Origin of the sequence: Pseudomonas sp. OVF7, assembly GCF_030644265.1 — a bacterium.
GTDB classification, from domain to species: domain Bacteria; phylum Pseudomonadota; class Gammaproteobacteria; order Pseudomonadales; family Pseudomonadaceae; genus Aquipseudomonas; species Aquipseudomonas gorinensis.
On sequence record NZ_CP128996.1, the window covers coordinates 6784815 to 6802281 of the forward strand.

A 17467-nucleotide genomic window follows, 5' to 3' on the forward strand; every position below is an offset into this window, starting at 1 on the left:
ATGGCGGCGAGTATACCAGCCGCCACCAAGCACCTGTAACCGCGAGAAAACTGACCTGGGCGGCATCTGTAAGAGAATTTTTCTGCTAGTGTCGAGCCCATCAACTCGGCTTCGATGATGTCGGACAGGAAAATTCAAATGATGGATGTGCGATCCCCTTTGGCCCGTTTTGGCCTGTGTGCGGCGTTGCTGATGATCGGCGGCTGCTCACCCAGTGATGAGCAGAAGCAGGCCACCCTCGAAGAGAAAACCGCAAAGTTCGAACAGTCGCTCGACAGTATCCAGGACCCCAAGCTGCGCGACGCCATCGCCGACCTCGGCGGCTCGCTGCTGTTGCTCGAACGGGCGCGCGCCAAGCTCGCCAGCAAGCCCATCGAGACCGAATACGGCGAAGACAGCCTCGCCCTGCTCAAGCACTACCCCACGCCCCAGGCCCTGGTCGACACCTATATCAATGGCTTGTTCGTGCTGCGCAAGACCTCCCACTCCGACTACCTGACCGATCTGCAGCCGATCTTTCCGTTCAATTTCAATACACCGGACCAGTTCCCGTTCCCTCACGGCCTGGAGTGGCAGTCCGTCACCTTGAGCAACAACAAAGTCATCCCGTTCCAGCCGGAATGGTCAGAGACCGATCCCGGCATCCAGTTGAGCCCCAGCAGTTCCAACCTGACCAACCCCGATGACCTGACGGTGACCTACCCGTTCATCGATGGCATCGAGACCGAAAACAAGAGCCAGCCGCAGCCCGTCCGCCTCAAGGGCACGGTGGAAGTGATCGCGCCGGGCAAGGTGTTGACGTTCGATTTGTCGAAACAGGACGTGGGCCACAAGCGCACTGAAGGCAATATCACCGTCAACCTGATGTTGCTTGAGAAGAACTACGCCGAGATCGAACTGACCAACAGCGAACCGCTGGCGCCACAGGTCGGTGAGGATTCCCCCAACCCCTTGCTGGTGCAAGCACGTGACAGCACCGGGCAATTTCTCACCCGTTCCGGCTCGATCAATGAAAGCAACGCGCAGGTGGCCTTCTACGAGAAACAATTGGCGCAGATGCAAAAGCAGAAGGTCTGGTCGGATGCGTTTGAAAAGCAGCTGACCGAGGAGCAGAAAGCCTTCGAACACAAGCAGAGCAGTCATTACGCCAAGGTGTATTTCAATGGCCTGATCGACAACCTGCAAATCAACGTGCTGGATTTCTCCACCGCCACCGTCACCCGCAAGGACCTCGACCTGCCGGTACTGCGCTTCGACAAGAACAGCCTGCAACAAACCGTACAGGCCCTGCCGATGCCGGTCACCGTGTATGACGACGGCGCCGCCGCCTGGCTCAAAGGCGCGACGATGACCGAGGAACAACTGAAAAACAGCGTCACCATCAGCCAGTCCGTCGACGACGCCAGCGCCGCGCATATCGTGTTCGATCACCCGTTCACCTTTAATGACGAACTGGTGGGCAACGAGCGCAATAGCAGCGAGTCGCCAGTGACGTTCTTCGCCGCCGATGAGAAAGGCGAACGTGGGGAGCCCATCGAGTTGCCGACCGAAGCGTATGAATTGAACCCGGCGCGCGGCACGCTCACCTACGACCTTAACCTGTTCCCGGAAAACCCGGCCTATGTGGTGGGTTCGATCCCGCTGTTCCTGGCAACGATCGAGAAAGGCGAGATCGATGTGACCAAGCTGCCCAAGGGCCTCTCTCTGAAGGACAACGCGCTGGTTGTCGACCAGAAAGAATTCCCCGCCGACAGCTGGCGCTTCTACGCCAAGGACGCCAGCGGCAATTACCTCAAGGAAATTCTCGGCGTGAGCCACCGCGCCGAGGAATACGGCACGGCGTTGTTCGATGTGCATTACTTCTATGGCCAGCCGACCGCACTGGAAAGCTATCAACGCACTGACCTGAGCACCGTGCAATACGGTTTCGAGGTCAAGCTGGACAAGCCCGAGGGCAAATGACCGAGCTTACAGGGCCAGACACTCCTGGCTGCCATTGAGCTGGCGTAAATGAGCCTGCATATGCAGACACCATATTTGCGGATCTGGCACCAGCTCATAGCCATGCAGGGTGAGGCTATCCACAATCGATTGCAGCATGTTTTCTGCCACGAAGGGCCCATGGAACGGGCCCTGGGACTTGATGGTGGAAGGCTGCTCGCCGGTCATTCCGGCGGCAAATAGCAAGGTCCACATCCCGTTATCCCCCGCGAGAGGGCGAATGGAACATTCAATACGGGTAACCAGGCCCAGGCACTGGCGGGTAAGGCAAAGGTTGCGCGGCATGGCGGCGACCCTCGGTAGATCGGTGTTCAGCCCCGATGACACGGCGAGACTGTCTCTATCCTGCGACTCCTGTGGATATCCCTAAGCTCAGAATAGAAGAAAACCACGACAAACCAAGGTTGTAGGGACCAACGGCGTTGCGCTCTCAGGCGGGAGTCAATTTAGTGACGAACCTGCTTAACCCGTGGCGAGCGGGCCTGCTGTGGCAAGCAGGCTTGTTGCGGCGGTTTTTTGTGGAGGCTTTTTGTGGCGAGCGGGCTTGCCCTAATGCCGTTCAGTTAAGGCTTTTTTGTAGGAGCGAGCTTGCTCGCGAAGAACTTACAGGCGCCGCGTTCATTCAGGAAACACGCGTTATCGTTGACGTTTTTCGCGAGCAAGCTCGCTCCTACAGAAGGCGATGTACGCTTAACTGAATGGCATTAGGGCTTGCCCCGCGTTGGGCTGCGCAGCAGCCCCAGTAAGACCGCCGCGGTGTGCCAGTCAGGTTGCGTCGTTTGGTTTTGGGGCTGCTGCGCAGCCCAACGCGGGGCAAGCCCGCTCGCCACAACAGCCCATTAAGTCGGCTTGGCTTCCGCCAGTGCATGCTGCGCCAGCTCTTTCTCAGCCTCCTTCAAGTCCTCCTCGCTGATCATCTCGGCAATCGCACGCAAACGCTCGACCACCCGCGCATTCACCGAGCCCTCGGGGAATTGCCCTTCAGCGTCCGGCTCACCGGCCGGCTCGCCCACCAGCAGGCTCAAGGCCTCATCCGCCTGACGCACCGCGTAGATGTGGAATTGCCCGGCACGCACGGCCTGCAACACCTTCTCATCGAGCATCAGCGTGGCGACGTTGGCCTGGGGAATGATCGCCCCTTGCTCGCCGGTCAAACCGCGTGCCTCACACAGGCGGAAGAAACCTTCGATCTTCTCGTTGACACCGCCCACCGCCTGCACTTCACCAAACTGGTTGATCGAGCCGGTGATGGCAAAGCACTGTTTGAGCGGCGTCTTCGACAGCGCCGAGATCAAGGTGCACGCCTCGCCCAGGGACGCACTGTCGCCGTCCACGTAACCGTAGGACTGCTCCAGCGCGATACTCGCGGAAATCGCCAGCGGGAATTCCTGCGCATAACGGCTGCCCAGGTACCCGGTCAGGATCATCACGCCCTTGGAGTGAATCGGCTGGCCGAGGTTAACTTCACGCTCGATGTCGACAATGCCGCTGCCGCCTGGGTAGACCGTGGCGGAAATCCGCGCCGGCACGCCAAACGCCGAATCACCGACCTCCAGCACCGTCAACCCGTTGCACTTGCCGACGGCCGCGCCGGCGGTGTCGATCAGGATCACCCCGGCGAGCATGTCGTCGAGAATCCGCGCCGACACCCGCCCGGTGCGCGTGGCCTTGGCCTTCAGCGCGCGTTCGATATGGCCGGCATCAGTCATCTCGTCACCCGCCAGGTGACGAATGAAATCCGCCTCGCTCACCAGCTGGAACAAGTCACCAATGCGCGCCGACAAGCGCCCCTGATGCTCCGCCAGCCGAGCACTGTAGGTAGCCAGCCGCGCCACCGCGTCCGACGTCAAAGGCGCCATGCCTTCTTCCGAAGTACGGGTTTTGAGCAACTGGGCGAACTGCTCCAGGCTTTCGTCGACCATCGGGATGTCTTCGTCGAAATCCACCAGGACGCGGAACATCTCCTGGAAGTCCGGATCGGCGTCCTGCAACGCGTAGTACAGCTGGCGTGAACCGATGATGATCACCTTGACCTGCAACGGGATCATCTGCGGGTTAAGGGTCACGGTCGCCAGGCGGCCCAGCTCACCCAGGGGCGACTCCATCTTCAACTTGCGCGACTGCAGGGAACGCTTGAGGGCGTCCCACACAAACGGCTCGCTGAGCATTTTCTCGGCTTCCAGGATCAGGAACCCGCCGTTGGCCCGATGCAAGGCACCCGGGCGCAACTGGCGATAGGTGGTGTAGAGCGCGCCCTGGTCGGTGCTGTATTCGATACGGCCGAACAGGTTGTCGTAGGTCGGGTGCGGTTCGAACACCACCGGCGCGCCGCCATTGACCGGATGCCCCACCACCAGGCTCGGGCAGTACTGCTCTTCGAGCAGCTTGCGGGCCTGGGCGTCGGTCTTGGCGTCGTCCACCAATTGCTCGACCACGGTCTTCAACAAGTACACCTGCATGGCTTGCAGGTAGCCGCACACAGCGGCGTTCTCCGCGTACTTTTCCGACAACGGCGACAGCAACGGCTGGAGGGCCAGGGTGATGGTTTCTTCGTTGAACTGGCGCAGTTGGTTGTTGGACTCGCGCTTCCATTGCGGCAGGCTGGCCAACTCTTCGTTGAGGCGTTCTTCCAGTTCGGAAATATCGGTGTGGAAACGCTCGCGATCGACTTCCGGCAGCTGCGAGAACTCGGCCTCGTCCAGCGCCTTGCCGTCGAGCATAGGGGTGAAGGCGATGTTGGAGCTGTCGCGGTACAGCGCCACGTCTTTTTCCAGGGCCAGGCGTTCAATCACGTCCAGGGCCTTGTCGTAGCGCTGGTTGAAGGCACGGTCGATCGCGCTTTTGCGCTGCTGGTACGTCGGGTGCTCAAAGACCGCCGGGAAGGTCGCCACCAGGTTGTCGATCAAGCCGTTGATATCGCTGATGAACGCCGCCGCGCCGCCCGCAGGCAGTTCCAGCGCACGCGGTTCGCGGGGCTCATCGAAGTTGTTCACGTAGACCCAGTCTGCCGGGGTCTGCAGGCGTTTGCCTTCGGCCTTCAGGTAGCGTTTGACGAACGAAAAGCGGCCGGTGCCCGGCTCGCCCATGACAAACACGTTGTAACCGGGGCGTGGCATGGCCACGCCAAATTGCAAGGCTTCAACCGCACGTTCCTGGCCAAGCACACCGCGAAAGGGCTCCAAGTCATTGGTGGTCGAGAAGCTGAACTGTTCAGCGGAGAAAGGGCGAGTCAGCGCTTCGGGCGCTAGACGCAGGCTGGCAGCAACAGGATCAGGCATCGGGCTTCCTTACATCAGGCGGGGCAGATGACGGCATTCTGGCTCCCGGTTGCGCGCTCTGGCAAGGCGCGCTTTTTGTGAAAGCCTGGACACGGCATGCGTCCTACAAAAAAAACGCGACAACTCTGATTGTTTTATAAAAAATCACGGAACCCCTGGAACCTGCCTAAACTCCAAACTGCGCGGGCCGGACTAATAACTGGCCCCTAAGGCGCTATGAAGTGCCTGAACCCTTGTCCATTGGTTTGCACACAAAGAGAAAAAAGCTATGAAACGGATCCTTCTCGGTACTCTCTTCACCGTCGTCTCCCTCAATGCAATGGCTGAAGCACCAGGCGGCCCGAACTGCGGTTGGGGCAACATGCTGTTTGAAGGCCAGCGCGGTACTCCAGCGCACTTCCTGGCGTCCACCACCAACGGTACTTCGGGTAACGCCACCTTCGGCATGACCTCGGGCACCAACGGTTGCAGCACCAACAGCGCCCTGACCTACGGCGGCAAGTCCTGGATTGCCATGAATGGCATGATGAACGAGCTGTCCGAAGACATGGCCAAGGGCAATGGTGAAGCACTGACCACCTACGCCGTGGTACTGGGCGTTGCCCCAGAAGATCGCGAACACTTCGCGGCCGTGACCCACGAGCACTTCCAGCAAATCTTCAGCAAGGCTGACGTCACCGCTGACGACGTGCACAACAACACCCTGGCTGTACTGAAAAGTGATGCCCGTCTGGCGAAATACGCTACCCAGGCTTAAGCTCGACCTGCCCGCGCCCTCCAAGGCGCGGGTTTTAATTTTGGACCCGCCCCCCCCTTGGGTCTTACTTTTCCCGACTTAAGTTGCCCCTATGCTCAAACGCTTTGCCTGGATGGCACTCTTCGCCTGCGCCCCGCTGTACGCGGCCCCGCACATTGATGACCAACGTTTGCAGCAACTGGCCAATGATCCGTTCTGGTTGTCCCTGGGCCATTACGAAGCCGGCAAGATCAGCGGCTGGCGCAGCTATGTCAGCGACAAGAAATTCTTCCTCGCATCCGACGGCGCCCACCACCCGGACGCCGAACTCAAGGCCACCGTTGAAGCGCTGTACGCTCCGGCCAGCCTGGGTGAAAAACACGCCCAATGCGTTTACCCCGCACGTACCCGCTGGCTCAAGGATCAGTTGCAACTGACCGACCTGCCCGCGCTGGACTGCACCGAATTCAAGCAATGGTTCAAGGATGTCGCCCCCCACAGCGCGGTGATGATCTTCCCGGCGGCCTACCTCAACAGCCCGTCCTCCATGTTCGGCCACACCTTGCTGCGCATCGACCAGGCGGATGTACAAAGCAACAACACCGCCCTGCTCAGCTACGCGATCAACTTCGGCGCCTATATCGAAGGCTCGGACAACAGCATCCTCTATGCCTGGAAGGGCCTGATGGGCGGCTACCCAGGCCTGTTCGCACTGGTGCCCTACCAGGAAAAACTCTCCGAATACCGCAGCCTGGAAAACCGTGACCTGTGGGAGTACCGCCTGAACCTCACTGAAGTCGAGACCAAGCGCATGGTCGAACACGTGTGGGAACTCAAGCAGATCCAGTTCGACTACTTCTTCTTCGACGAAAACTGCTCTTATCGCCTGCTCGAACTGCTGCAAGTGGCCCGACCCGGCCTGCGCCTGACTGAACAGTTCCCGCTCACCGCGATCCCGACCGACACGGTCAAGGCGGTGAAAGAGGCCGGGCTGGTCGAGAAAATCGACTACCGGCCGTCCCGTGAGCGCGAGCTGCTCGAACGCGCCAAGCCGCTGGACAGCGATGAACAGCAATGGGTACTGAAAGTCAGCGATGACCAGAAGCAATTGCAGGAGCCTGCGTTCAAAGCCCTGCCCCGCGAACGCCAGGCCCTGATCATCGACGCCGCCTACCGCCTTGGCCGCTACCGCGCCAACGGCCTGGAGCGCGACACCGAACGCTCCCAGCGCAGCTTCGAATTGCTGCGCGCGATCAACCAGAACCCCGCGCCCGACCTGAAGGTCGAGCGCCCCGGCCTGCCCGAGAACGGCCATGAGTCGCGCACCTGGCAGGCCGGCATCGGTACCCGGGGTGACAAGACCTTCGGCGAATACGGCCTGCGCATGGCCTACCACGACCTCAACGACAACGCAGAAGGTTTCCCTCTCGGCGCGCAGATTGAAATCCTGCAAATAAAACTGCGCCAGTACGAAGGCAACCACTGGCAACTGCAGCAACTGGACCTGGCCACCATCCGCTCGCTGACGCCTCGCAACGCGTTGCTGCAACCGTGGTCATGGCAAGTCACCGGCGGCCTGGAGCGCGTACCGGGCAAACACGACGACGAAACCCTCGTGGCCCACGTCAACGGTGGCGCCGGTGGCACCTGGCAACTGAGCGATGACATGCTCGGCTTTGCCCTTGGCACCGTGCGCGTGGAACACAACAACGACTTCAGCGAAGCCATCTCCCCCGCTGCCGGCTTCAATACTGGCGTGCTGTGGAAAAACCCGCTGGGCAACCTGAGCCTGGAAGCCAAGGGTGATTTCTTCACCAATGGCGAAGTGCGCCGCAGCCTCAGCTTGAACCAACAGTGGGAACTGTCACGCAACCTCGGCCTGCGCCTGAGTGCCCAGCGTGAGTACAGCCACTTATCGACGCCGGTGAATGAAGTGATGCTTGAGGTGAAGTGGTATCACTACTGATTAAAGCCTGGCGATGCTCAAAAATGTGGCAGGGGATTGGCCCCCAGATTTTTTTGTTAGCATGGCCCGCACAATCAGGAGTTCACTCAACATGGCCGTTACCTGCACCACCCTTGAACAAGTCCGCGATAACATCGACCGCCTCGACCAGCAAATCGTCACCCTGCTGGCCGAGCGCGGCCGCTACGTCTCCCAGGCCGCACGCTTCAAAAAAGACACCGATGGCGTCAAGGCCCCGCAGCGGGTGGAACAGGTGATCGCCAAGGTGCGGGACCTGGCGCAGACCGTGGACGCCAATCCCGAGGTGACCGAACAGGTCTATCGCGCGATGATCGCGGCGTTTATACAGCAGGAATTGGCGGAACATGCGGTCCTGACAAAAGCGGCAGAGCCGCACAGCTAATCCAGTCAGTTAAGGCGGAGCACTGAAACTGTGGCGAGCGGGCTTGCCCCGCGTTGGGCTGCGCAGCAGCCCCAATAAGGCCACCGCGTTTATCCAGGCATATTAAATCGCCAGGTTTTGGGGCTGCTGCGCAGCCCAACGCGGGGCAAGCCCGCTCGCCACAGGTTACTTGGTGTTTGCTCGTTCTATCTCTTAACTGACAGGCATTAGGGCTTGCCGCACGGGCAGCGCTTCTCGTTGCCATCGCTTGGGTGACGTCATCCCCTACCGCCAACACATTTCTCACCGCCCTTTCACACCGCCCCGACAAATCCCTATCTAGACTTCCCGTATCAGCCGTGAAACGGCCAGGGAGCAAGCGATGTGGCGGTATGCAGTGATGCTGTGTGCAGTGGTGGTGATGTCGGGTTGCCAATCAACCCATCAGGAGTTGCTGGCCAAGGGGTATCCACCGGCCTTTGCCGATGGTTTTGATGACGGTTGCAGCAGCGGTCGCCAGGCTGCCGGGGTGATCACCGGGGAATTTCGCAAGAACGTGCCGCGCTATTTGAAAGACCGTCTGTATGCAGAAGGCTGGGAAGATGGTTTCCGCCAGTGCAAGGCCATGCGCGAAAACGAAGAGTTACGTGACTACAAGGACAATCACTGGGATGACCGCGAGCGCGCCTGGCAGCAGGAGAAAGACCGCGACGCGGGCAGGGCTTATCGCTCGCAATAGGTCGCTTTCAGATATCCATCGAAACTAAAGCGCGGCGACCATGGCCCAAGCTCCATAGAGGGAGAACGTCATGAGCCGAGCTTTTGTAAACGAAGACAACGCAGCCGCCCAGGCCGATCTGCCGGTAGAACGCCAGGTCAGCGCGCAACCCAACCGCCTCACCGCGCAAGGGTTGGCGCAGTTGCAGACCAAGGTCGCGCAGTTGCAGCAGGCATACAGCATCGAATCCGCCAAGGGCGAACAGGCCGACAAGCAGCGCCAGGCTGACCTTGAGAGGGATTTGCGTTATTTCAACCAGCGGGTGCAGAGCGCCCAAGTGGTTGCGCCGGCCACCTCCACCGACAAGGTGCAGATCGGCAGCTGGGTCACCTTCGCCAATGAACAGGACCAACAACAACGCATCCAGCTGGTGGGCGAAGACCAGGCCGATGCCCACGCTGGCTTGATCAACTGGGGTTCGCCCCTGGGCCGCGCCTTGCTCGGCGCCCAGGTGGGCGACGAGGTACTGTGGCAGCGCCCCGTCGGCGACCAGTTGATCGAAGTAGTGCTTATCGAGCCCGAAGCCTAGACGATGCCCTGCGCCAGCATCGCGTCGGCAACTTTCACGAAGCCCGCGATGTTTGCACCCTTCACGTAGTTGACTCGGCCGTTCTCCTCACCGTAATGCACGCAGGCGTGGTGGATCGACTGCATGATGTTGTGCAGCTTGCTGTCCACTTCGCCAGCGGTCCATAGCAGGCGCATGGCATTCTGCGACATTTCCAGGCCACTCACCGCCACGCCACCGGCATTGGACGCCTTGCCAGGGGCGAACAGGATGCCCGCCTCGATAAAGATATCCACAGCCTCCAACGTCGCCGGCATATTGGCGCCTTCGGCCACGCAGATGCAGCCGTTGCGCAGCAGGGTGCGGGCCGCTTCGGCGTCGAGTTCGTTCTGGGTGGCACAAGGCAACGCGATATCGCAGGCCAGTTCCCAAGGGGTTTTGCCTTTGCGGAATTCCAGGCCAAAGCGTTCGGCCAGTTCACTGATACGACCGCGCTGGACGTTTTTCACTTCCAGCAGCGCCAACCATTGTTCCTCGGTCAAACCGCTTTCGGCGTACAGGGTGCCTTCGGAGTCAGACAGGGAAATCACCTTGCCGCCCAGGTCCATGACCTTGCGCGCCGCGTATTGCGCCACGTTGCCAGAGCCAGACACCGCCACACGCTTGCCTTCAACCCGCAGGCCGTCGCGCTTGAGCATTTCTTCAGCAAAGTACACACAACCAAAACCGGTGGCTTCAGGGCGAATAAGACTGCCACCGTAGGTCATGCCCTTGCCGGTCAGCACCGAGGTGAACTGGTTGCTCAGGCGTTTGTACTGGCCGAACAGGAAACCAATCTCGCGAGCGCCCACACCGATGTCGCCAGCCGGAACGTCCACGTCCGCGCCGATATGGCGGTACAGCTCGCTCATGAACGCCTGGCAGAAACGCATGACTTCAGCGTCGCTCTTGCCCTTGGGGTCGAAGTCCGAGCCACCTTTACCGCCGCCCATGGGCAACGAGGTCAGGGAATTCTTGAAGGTCTGCTCGAAGGCGAGGAACTTCAGCACGCCCAGGTTTACCGACGGGTGGAAGCGCAGGCCGCCCTTGTAGGGGCCGATGGCGCTGTTCATCTGGATGCGGAATCCGCGGTTGACCTGGACCTTACCGTGATCATCCACCCACGAAACCCGAAAGGTAATCGCACGCTCCGGCTCGCAGATGCGCTCCAGGATGCCCGAAGCCAGGTAGTGAGGATTGGCTTCGAGAAACGGCCACAGGCTGCGCAGGACTTCTTCTACCGCCTGGTGGAACTCCGGCTGGTCAGGGTCGCGTTTTTTGAGGCGGGCAAGGAAGGATTCGACGGATTCGATCATGAAAAGTCTCGGCAAATTGATTGTTTTTGAATGAGATTGAGCCGGACTTTATCAATTCATGTCGCACCGCGACAGGGCAAAATGTCGCCTTTGTGAATTTAAATGGTGCATTAGATATAAATAAACCGCGAAAACGGGGATTTTTCGCACTTAAAAAGGGATTTAAAAGTCCGGTTATGCACCAACAGGAAAACAGCTATCGGGTGGAGGCGTGCCCTAACGCCGGTAGGAGCGAGCTTGCTCGCGAAAAACGTCAACGATAACGCGTACTTCCTGAATCAACGCGGCGCCTGTGCGTTTTTCGCGAGCAAGAACTAGGCGTCCCCCTCGCTCCTACAAAAAAGCCTTAACTGACTGGCACCAGGGCAAGCCCCTGCCACATTTGATCGGTGTGGGTCAGGAAAAACGCGCAAAAAAAAAGCGGAGCCCGAGGGGCTCCGCTTTTTTCAGACCAGCCGGATCAGGCCAGTTTTTTGTGCCGTACACGGTGCGGCTGGGCAGCAGCTTCACCCAAACGCTTTTTACGGTCCGCTTCGTACTCGGTGTAGTTGCCTTCGAAGAACACTGCTTGCGAGTCGTCTTCGTACGCCAGGATGTGGGTCGCGACGCGGTCAAGGAACCACCGATCGTGAGAGATCACAATGGCGGCGCCTGGGAAGTCCAGCAGGGCTTCTTCCAGGGAACGCAGGGTTTCAACGTCGAGGTCGTTGGACGGTTCGTCGAGCAGCAGCACGTTGCCGCCCTCTTTCAAGGTCAGGGCCAGGTGCAAGCGACCGCGCTCACCACCGGACAGGTCCTTGACGAACTTCTGCTGGTCGCCGCCCTTGAAGTTGAAACGGCCAACATAGGTACGCGACGGAATTTCATAGTTGCCGATGCGGATCTGGTCGGAACCATCGGAGATTTGCTGGAACACCGTCTTGCTGCCATCCAGGTCTTCACGGCTCTGGTCGACACACGCCAGTTGCACGGTTTCGCCGACTTCGATGGTGCCCGAATCCGGAGTTTCCTTGCCCATCAGCATGCGGAACAGCGTGGATTTACCCGCACCGTTACCACCAATAACGCCGACGATCGCGCCTTTTGGCATGGAGAACGACAGGTTGTCGATCAGCACGCGGTCGCCATAGCCTTTGGAAACGTTCTTGAATTCGATGACCTTGTCACCCAGGCGCGGGCCGGCCGGGATGTAGATCTCGTTGGTTTCGCTGCGCTTCTGGAATTCCTGCGACTGCATTTCTTCGAAGCGTTGCAGACGGGCCTTGGATTTGGACTGGCGGGCCTTGGCGCCTTTGCGCACCCACTCCAGTTCTTCCTTCATGGCTTTTTCGTGGGCCGATTGCTGCTTGGATTCGGCGGCCAGACGGTCGGACTTGGCTTCCAGCCAACCGGAATAGTTGCCCTCGTAAGGGATACCGGCGCCACGGTCGAGCTCGAGGATCCAGCCGGCCACGTTGTCCAGGAAGTACCGGTCGTGCGTGATCGCAACCACGGTGCCGGGGAAGTCATGGAGGAAGTGTTCCAGCCAGGCGACAGAATCGGCGTCCAAGTGGTTGGTCGGTTCGTCGAGCAGCAGCATGTCGGGGGCCGACAGCAGCAGGCGGCATAGGGCCACGCGACGTTTTTCACCGCCGGACAGGTGCTCGACCTTGGCGTCCCACGCCGGCAGGCGCAGCGCATCGGCGGCGACTTCCAGCTGGCGCTCCAAATTGTGACCGTCGCCGGCCTGCAGGATGGCTTCGAGCTTGGCCTGTTCGGCAGCCAGCTTGTCGAAGTCGGCATCCGGTTCGGCGTAGGCGGCGTAGACCTCGTCCAGGCGAGCCTGGGCGTCCTTGATCACGCTGACGGCTTCTTCAACCACTTCACGCACGGTCTTGGTCGGGTCCAGGATCGGCTCTTGCGGCAGGTAGCCGATGTTCAGGTCGGGCATCGGGCGGGCTTCGCCCTCGAACTCGGTGTCGACGCCAGCCATGATTTTCAACAGGGTGGACTTACCCGAACCGTTGAGGCCGAGCACGCCGATCTTGGCGCCGGGGAAAAAGGACAGCGAAATATTTTTCAGGATTTCCCGCTTCGGAGGGACAACTTTGCCCAGCCGATGCATGGTGAAGACGTATTGAGCCATGGTGAACCTAGCGTCAGTGACTGATGAATTGAGCGGGCGAAGCCCGTGCCAGGCCATGCGCCGCGCGGGCCGTTGACTATCATCAATGCCAGCGAGCGGAAAAAGCCTGAATATCTGGGGCTGGAACGCCCCCGCGTAACCGGCAAAGCTACCTGAATGCGCCTGGCCAGTCCAGCCAGGCGGGGCTGGCACTTTGCCACAACTCAAGGCATGCTAGCCGCCCTCCGGGCGTCCGGCTTATAGTGCACGTCGCGCGCCAGTCCAGCCAAACCGCAGGATCACAGCTTGTCCAAAGTCACGCCGCCCACTCCTCTGCGCGCCGCTCATATAGCGCCGGGAGCGCCCCTGCACGGCACCCTCAAAGGCGCTTTGGCGACGCTCGTCCTCATGCTGCTTGCGCTATTGTTCTGGCAACTGCTCGACCAACTGCAGCAAAACCAGAAAAACCAGCAGCAATACACCATCGACTACAGTGCCGACCTGGCTGAACAGATCAGCCTGAACATGGCCCTGAGCGCAAAGATCGCCTTGAACCTGCTGCCGATGGTCGAGCCGCCGCGTGACAGCGAACAGCAACAGGTGCTGATGCGCACCTTGCAGCGCTCGTTGCCGGAATTGCGCAGCATCGCCCTCCTCGCCCCCAGCGGTGCACTGATCAGCGACAGTGCCACGGATAGCCAGGACAGCGCCTGGCTGGAGGAACTGGTGCAACGCAGCCACGCCCAGTCCTACTATTTGAGCAACAACAACGACGGCACCCTCATCTATCTGTTGCTGCATCAGCCCAGCGGCGGCTCGAGGATGTACTGGGTCCTGCGCCTGGACCCCAGCTACCTGGTCAACCTGACCCGCCAGGACGGCCAAGGCCAGCGCCCCATGTGGGTCATCGAGAACCGCCTGAACCACCGCGTGGTCGGTCGCGACAGCGGCATGCCGACACAATGGGCCAGCGCCCTGACGCCGGATGAGTTGAATAAAAGCGTGCTGGTCACGCCCCTGAGCAAAAGCGACTGGCAATTGCGTGGCCTGTTCGACCGCAACGCGGTGCTGGAACAACTGCTGCCAGCGTTTATCGGCAAGTGCCTGCTGGGCCTGGCCTTCTCGCTGGTGCCGGTGATCGTGCTGCTGAACATGCGTCGTCGTCAGCGCCAGGTGCATGAGGGCCGGCGGCGCTACCAGGATATTTTCGAAGGCACCGGCGTGGCCCTGTGCGTGCTCGACTTGTCGGGCCTCTACACGTTTTTCGACAAGGCCAGCGTGCACACCCGCGAGCAGTTGCACGCCTGGCTGCGCGACCATCCCGAGGAGCGCCGGCAACTGCTCAAGGAGCTGCGTATCACCGAGGTCAACCAGGTCGCCGTGCGCCTGCTGAACGTGACCTCGTGCGAGCAAGCCTGGGAACGCCTGATTGACGATTGCCCGCGTAACGCCACGTCCATCGGTTACCAGGTGCTCGAAGCGGTCCTGACCCAGCAAAACCAGCTGGAGCTGGAGATCCAGCTCAGTGATGTCGCAGGCAATGAGCAATACCTGTGGCTGGTGATGCGCTTGCCGGAGCAGCAGGACGACTTCAAGGCGGTGATCCTCAGCATCAGTGATATCACCAGCCGAAAGCTGATCGAATTGTCGTTGGTGGAGCGTGAAAGCTTCTGGTCGGACGTGGTGCGCACCGTGCCGGATCACCTGTATGTGCAGGATGTGATCAGCCAGCGCATGATTTTCAGCAACCACCACTTGGGCCACACCCTCGGCTACAACAAAGCCGAACTGCAGCAAATGGGTGAGTACTTCTGGGAAATCCTGCTGAACCCCGAAGATGCCGAGCATTACCATGACTTGCGCCAACAGCAGCGCCAGGCCGGCTATTCAACGCAGTTGCAATGCCAACTGCGCTTCCGTCACCGCAATAACCAATGGCGGCGTTTCGATATACGTGAACAAGCCTTGGCGCGTGACAAATCCGCACAAGTCACGCGCATCATCGGCGTGGCCAAGGACATCACCGACCAGATCGAAGCCAGCGAATCCCTGCGTGACAGCGAACAGCGCTACCGCATGCTGGCTGAAAGCATCAGCGACGTGATCTGCTCCACCGACAGCCAATTGGCGCTCAACTACATCAGCCCCTCGGTCAATGCCGTACTGGGCTATGACGTGGACTGGGTGTTCAAGAACGGCTGGCAGTCGATCATCGCCAACCCGCAGCAACTGGCCGGCATCTATAGCCTGGTCGAACAGGTCAGCCGTGCCTTGGGCGACGCCGAGGCCCTGACCCGCTTGCGTGACGACGTGCAGACCCAACTGTTCCTGTTCGACTGCCTGCGCGCCGATGGGCGCAAAGTGCCCATCGAACTGCGCCTGGTGCTGGTGTGGGACGACCACGGTGCGTTCGAGGGCATCCTCGGCGTGGGCCGTGATATCAGCCAGCAACGCCGCGCCGAGAAAGACCTGCGCATGGCGGCCACGGTCTTCGAGCACTCCACGTCGGCGATCCTGATCACCGATCCGGCAGGCTACATCGTGCAAGCCAACGAGGCATTCAGCCGAGTCAGCGGTTATGAGGTGGCGGATGTGCTCGATCAACTGCCGAACATGCTCACCGTCGACGAACAACAGGAAGCGCACCTGCGCTACGTGCTCAAGCAACTGCACCAGCACAGCACCTGGGAAGGCGAGGTGTGGCTCAAGCGCCGCAACGGCGAGCATTACCCGGCCTGGGTGGGCATTACCGCCGTGTTCGACGATGAAGGCGACCTGGCCAGCTATGTGTGCTTCTTCAGCGATATCAGCGAGCGCAAGGCCAGCGAACAACGCATCCACCGCCTGGCGTACTACGACGCCCTGACCCACCTGCCCAACCGCACCCTGTTCCAGGACCGCCTGCACACCGCGCTGCAGTCGGCGGAACGGCAAAAGTCGTGGGTGGTGCTGATGTTCCTCGACCTCGACCGTTTCAAGCCGATCAACGACTCCCTGGGCCATGCCGCTGGCGACCGCATGCTCAAGGAAATGGCCACCCGCCTGCTTGGCTGCGTCGCCGAAGACGACACTGTGGCGCGCATGGGCGGCGACGAGTTCACCTTGCTCCTGCAACCTCGGGTCAGCCGTGAAATGGCGCTGAACCGCGCCATCCATGTCGCCGAACAGATCCTCGCCAGCCTGGTGAAGCCATTTGTGCTGGAGGGTCGCGAGTTCTTTGTGACCGCCAGCATCGGCATCGCCCTCAGCCCCCAGGACGGCAACGAGCTGAGCCAGCTGATGAAAAACGCCGACACCGCGATGTATCACGCCAAGGAACGTGGCAAGAACAACTTCCAGTTCTACCAGGCCGACATGAACGCCAGCGCCCTGGAACGCCTGGAGCTGGAAAGCGACCTGCGCCACGCCCTGGACCAAAACGAATTCGTGCTCTATTACCAGCCGCAGTTCAGCGGCGACGGCAAACGCCTGACCGGGGCCGAAGCCCTGCTGCGTTGGCGCCACCCGCGCCGTGGCCTGGTGCCGCCAGGGGACTTCATTCCGGTGCTCGAAGAGTTGGGCCTGGTAGTGGACGTGGGGGACTGGGTGATCAGCGAAGCCTGTCGCCAGCTCAAGACCTGGCACCAGAACAAGGTGCGCGTGCCGAAAGTCTCGGTGAACATCTCCGCGCGACAGTTCTCCGACGGCCAACTGGGCACGCGCATCGCCACCATCCTCAAGGACACCGGCCTGCCGCCGGCGTGCCTGGAGCTGGAGCTGACCGAAAGTATCCTGATGCGCGAAGTCAACGAAGCCATGCACATCCTCGACAGTCTGAAAAACCTGGGGCTGAGCATTGCGGTGGACGACTTCGGCACCGGTTATTCGTCACTGAACTACCTCAAGCAATTCCCCATCGATGTGCTGAAAATCGACCGCACCTTCGTCGACGGCCTGCCGTCCGGCGAGCAGGATGCGCAAATCGCCCGGGCAATCATCGCCATGGCCCACAGCCTCAACCTGGCGGTAATCGCCGAGGGCGTGGAAACCCATGAGCAGCTGGACTTCCTGCGCGAGCACGGTTGCGACGAGGTGCAGGGTTATCTGTTCGGGCGGCCGATGCCGGCGAATCGGTTCGAGGCACAGTTCAGCAACGACGCGCTGTTCATGTTCGACTGAAATTTTGTGGTGAAGCCACTGGCCTCATCGGGGGCAAGCCCCCTCCCACAGGGAAATGCGCTCCAGATGTGGGAGGGTTCTACACCCCGATGAGGCCGGCAATGACACCGCTCATCCCTAAGTGAATCCCACTTGTCCGCGACATGATGTCCTTTCATATGCCATCTAAAACCCATTGGGTTAGAATGCCCTCCTTTTCTG

At 60.3% G+C, this 17467-nt stretch carries 11 protein-coding genes; 7 read left to right on the forward strand and 4 right to left on the reverse strand.

The features are described from left to right. Positions 1 to 138: 138 nt before the first annotated feature. Positions 139 to 1962: a hypothetical protein gene (locus QU606_RS30900; RefSeq protein WP_024077487.1), complete on the forward strand. Its 1824-nt coding sequence runs from the start codon at positions 139 to 141 to the stop codon at positions 1960 to 1962. 6 nt (positions 1963 to 1968) lie between these two features. Here QU606_RS30900 and QU606_RS30905 read toward each other — a convergent pair whose 3' ends face one another. Continuing rightward, on the reverse strand, positions 1969 to 2286 hold the full coding sequence (locus QU606_RS30905; protein WP_041161302.1) for a hypothetical protein: 318 nt from the start codon (positions 2284 to 2286) through the stop codon (positions 1969 to 1971). A gap of 554 nt (positions 2287 to 2840) precedes the next feature. Next, on the reverse strand, positions 2841 to 5279 hold the full coding sequence (locus tag QU606_RS30910) for a Lon protease family protein (protein ID WP_024077489.1): 2439 nt from the start codon (positions 5277 to 5279) through the stop codon (positions 2841 to 2843). A 268-nt stretch (positions 5280 to 5547) separates the two neighbouring features. On the opposite strand from QU606_RS30910, the gene QU606_RS30915 reads away from it, so the two are divergent. From QU606_RS30915 to QU606_RS30935, 5 genes are all read left to right on the forward strand, one after another. After that, entirely contained in the window at positions 5548 to 6036 is a 489-nt protein-coding gene (locus QU606_RS30915) for a DUF3015 domain-containing protein (RefSeq protein ID WP_016973832.1), read from the forward strand. A gap of 91 nt (positions 6037 to 6127) precedes the next feature. Further along, entirely contained in the window at positions 6128 to 7981 is a 1854-nt protein-coding gene (locus QU606_RS30920) for a DUF4105 domain-containing protein (RefSeq protein WP_304997964.1), read from the forward strand. A 91-nt stretch (positions 7982 to 8072) separates the two neighbouring features. Next, positions 8073 to 8384: a chorismate mutase gene (locus QU606_RS30925; protein ID WP_024077491.1), complete on the forward strand. Its 312-nt coding sequence runs from the start codon at positions 8073 to 8075 to the stop codon at positions 8382 to 8384. Between the two features lie 361 nt (positions 8385 to 8745). Beyond that, entirely contained in the window at positions 8746 to 9102 is a 357-nt protein-coding gene (locus QU606_RS30930; protein WP_024077492.1) for a hypothetical protein, read from the forward strand. Positions 9103 to 9172: 70 nt separating this feature from the next. Then, entirely contained in the window at positions 9173 to 9670 is a 498-nt protein-coding gene (locus QU606_RS30935; protein ID WP_024077493.1) for a GreA/GreB family elongation factor, read from the forward strand. Here QU606_RS30935 and gdhA read toward each other — a convergent pair. Both gdhA and ettA read right to left on the reverse strand, forming a co-directional pair. Continuing rightward, on the reverse strand, positions 9667 to 11004 hold the full coding sequence (gene gdhA / locus QU606_RS30940; protein WP_024077494.1) for an NADP-specific glutamate dehydrogenase: 1338 nt from the start codon (positions 11002 to 11004) through the stop codon (positions 9667 to 9669). The two genes, QU606_RS30935 and gdhA, sit on opposite strands and share 4 nt — an antisense overlap. A gap of 460 nt (positions 11005 to 11464) precedes the next feature. Next, on the reverse strand, positions 11465 to 13129 hold the full coding sequence (ettA, locus tag QU606_RS30945; protein ID WP_024077495.1) for an energy-dependent translational throttle protein EttA: 1665 nt from the start codon (positions 13127 to 13129) through the stop codon (positions 11465 to 11467). Positions 13130 to 13414: 285 nt separating this feature from the next. Between ettA and QU606_RS30950 the strand changes: the two genes are divergently transcribed. Continuing rightward, positions 13415 to 17266, forward strand: a complete 3852-nt coding sequence (locus tag QU606_RS30950) for a bifunctional diguanylate cyclase/phosphodiesterase (protein ID WP_304997966.1) — start codon at positions 13415 to 13417, stop codon at positions 17264 to 17266. Positions 17267 to 17467 lie beyond the last annotated feature (201 nt).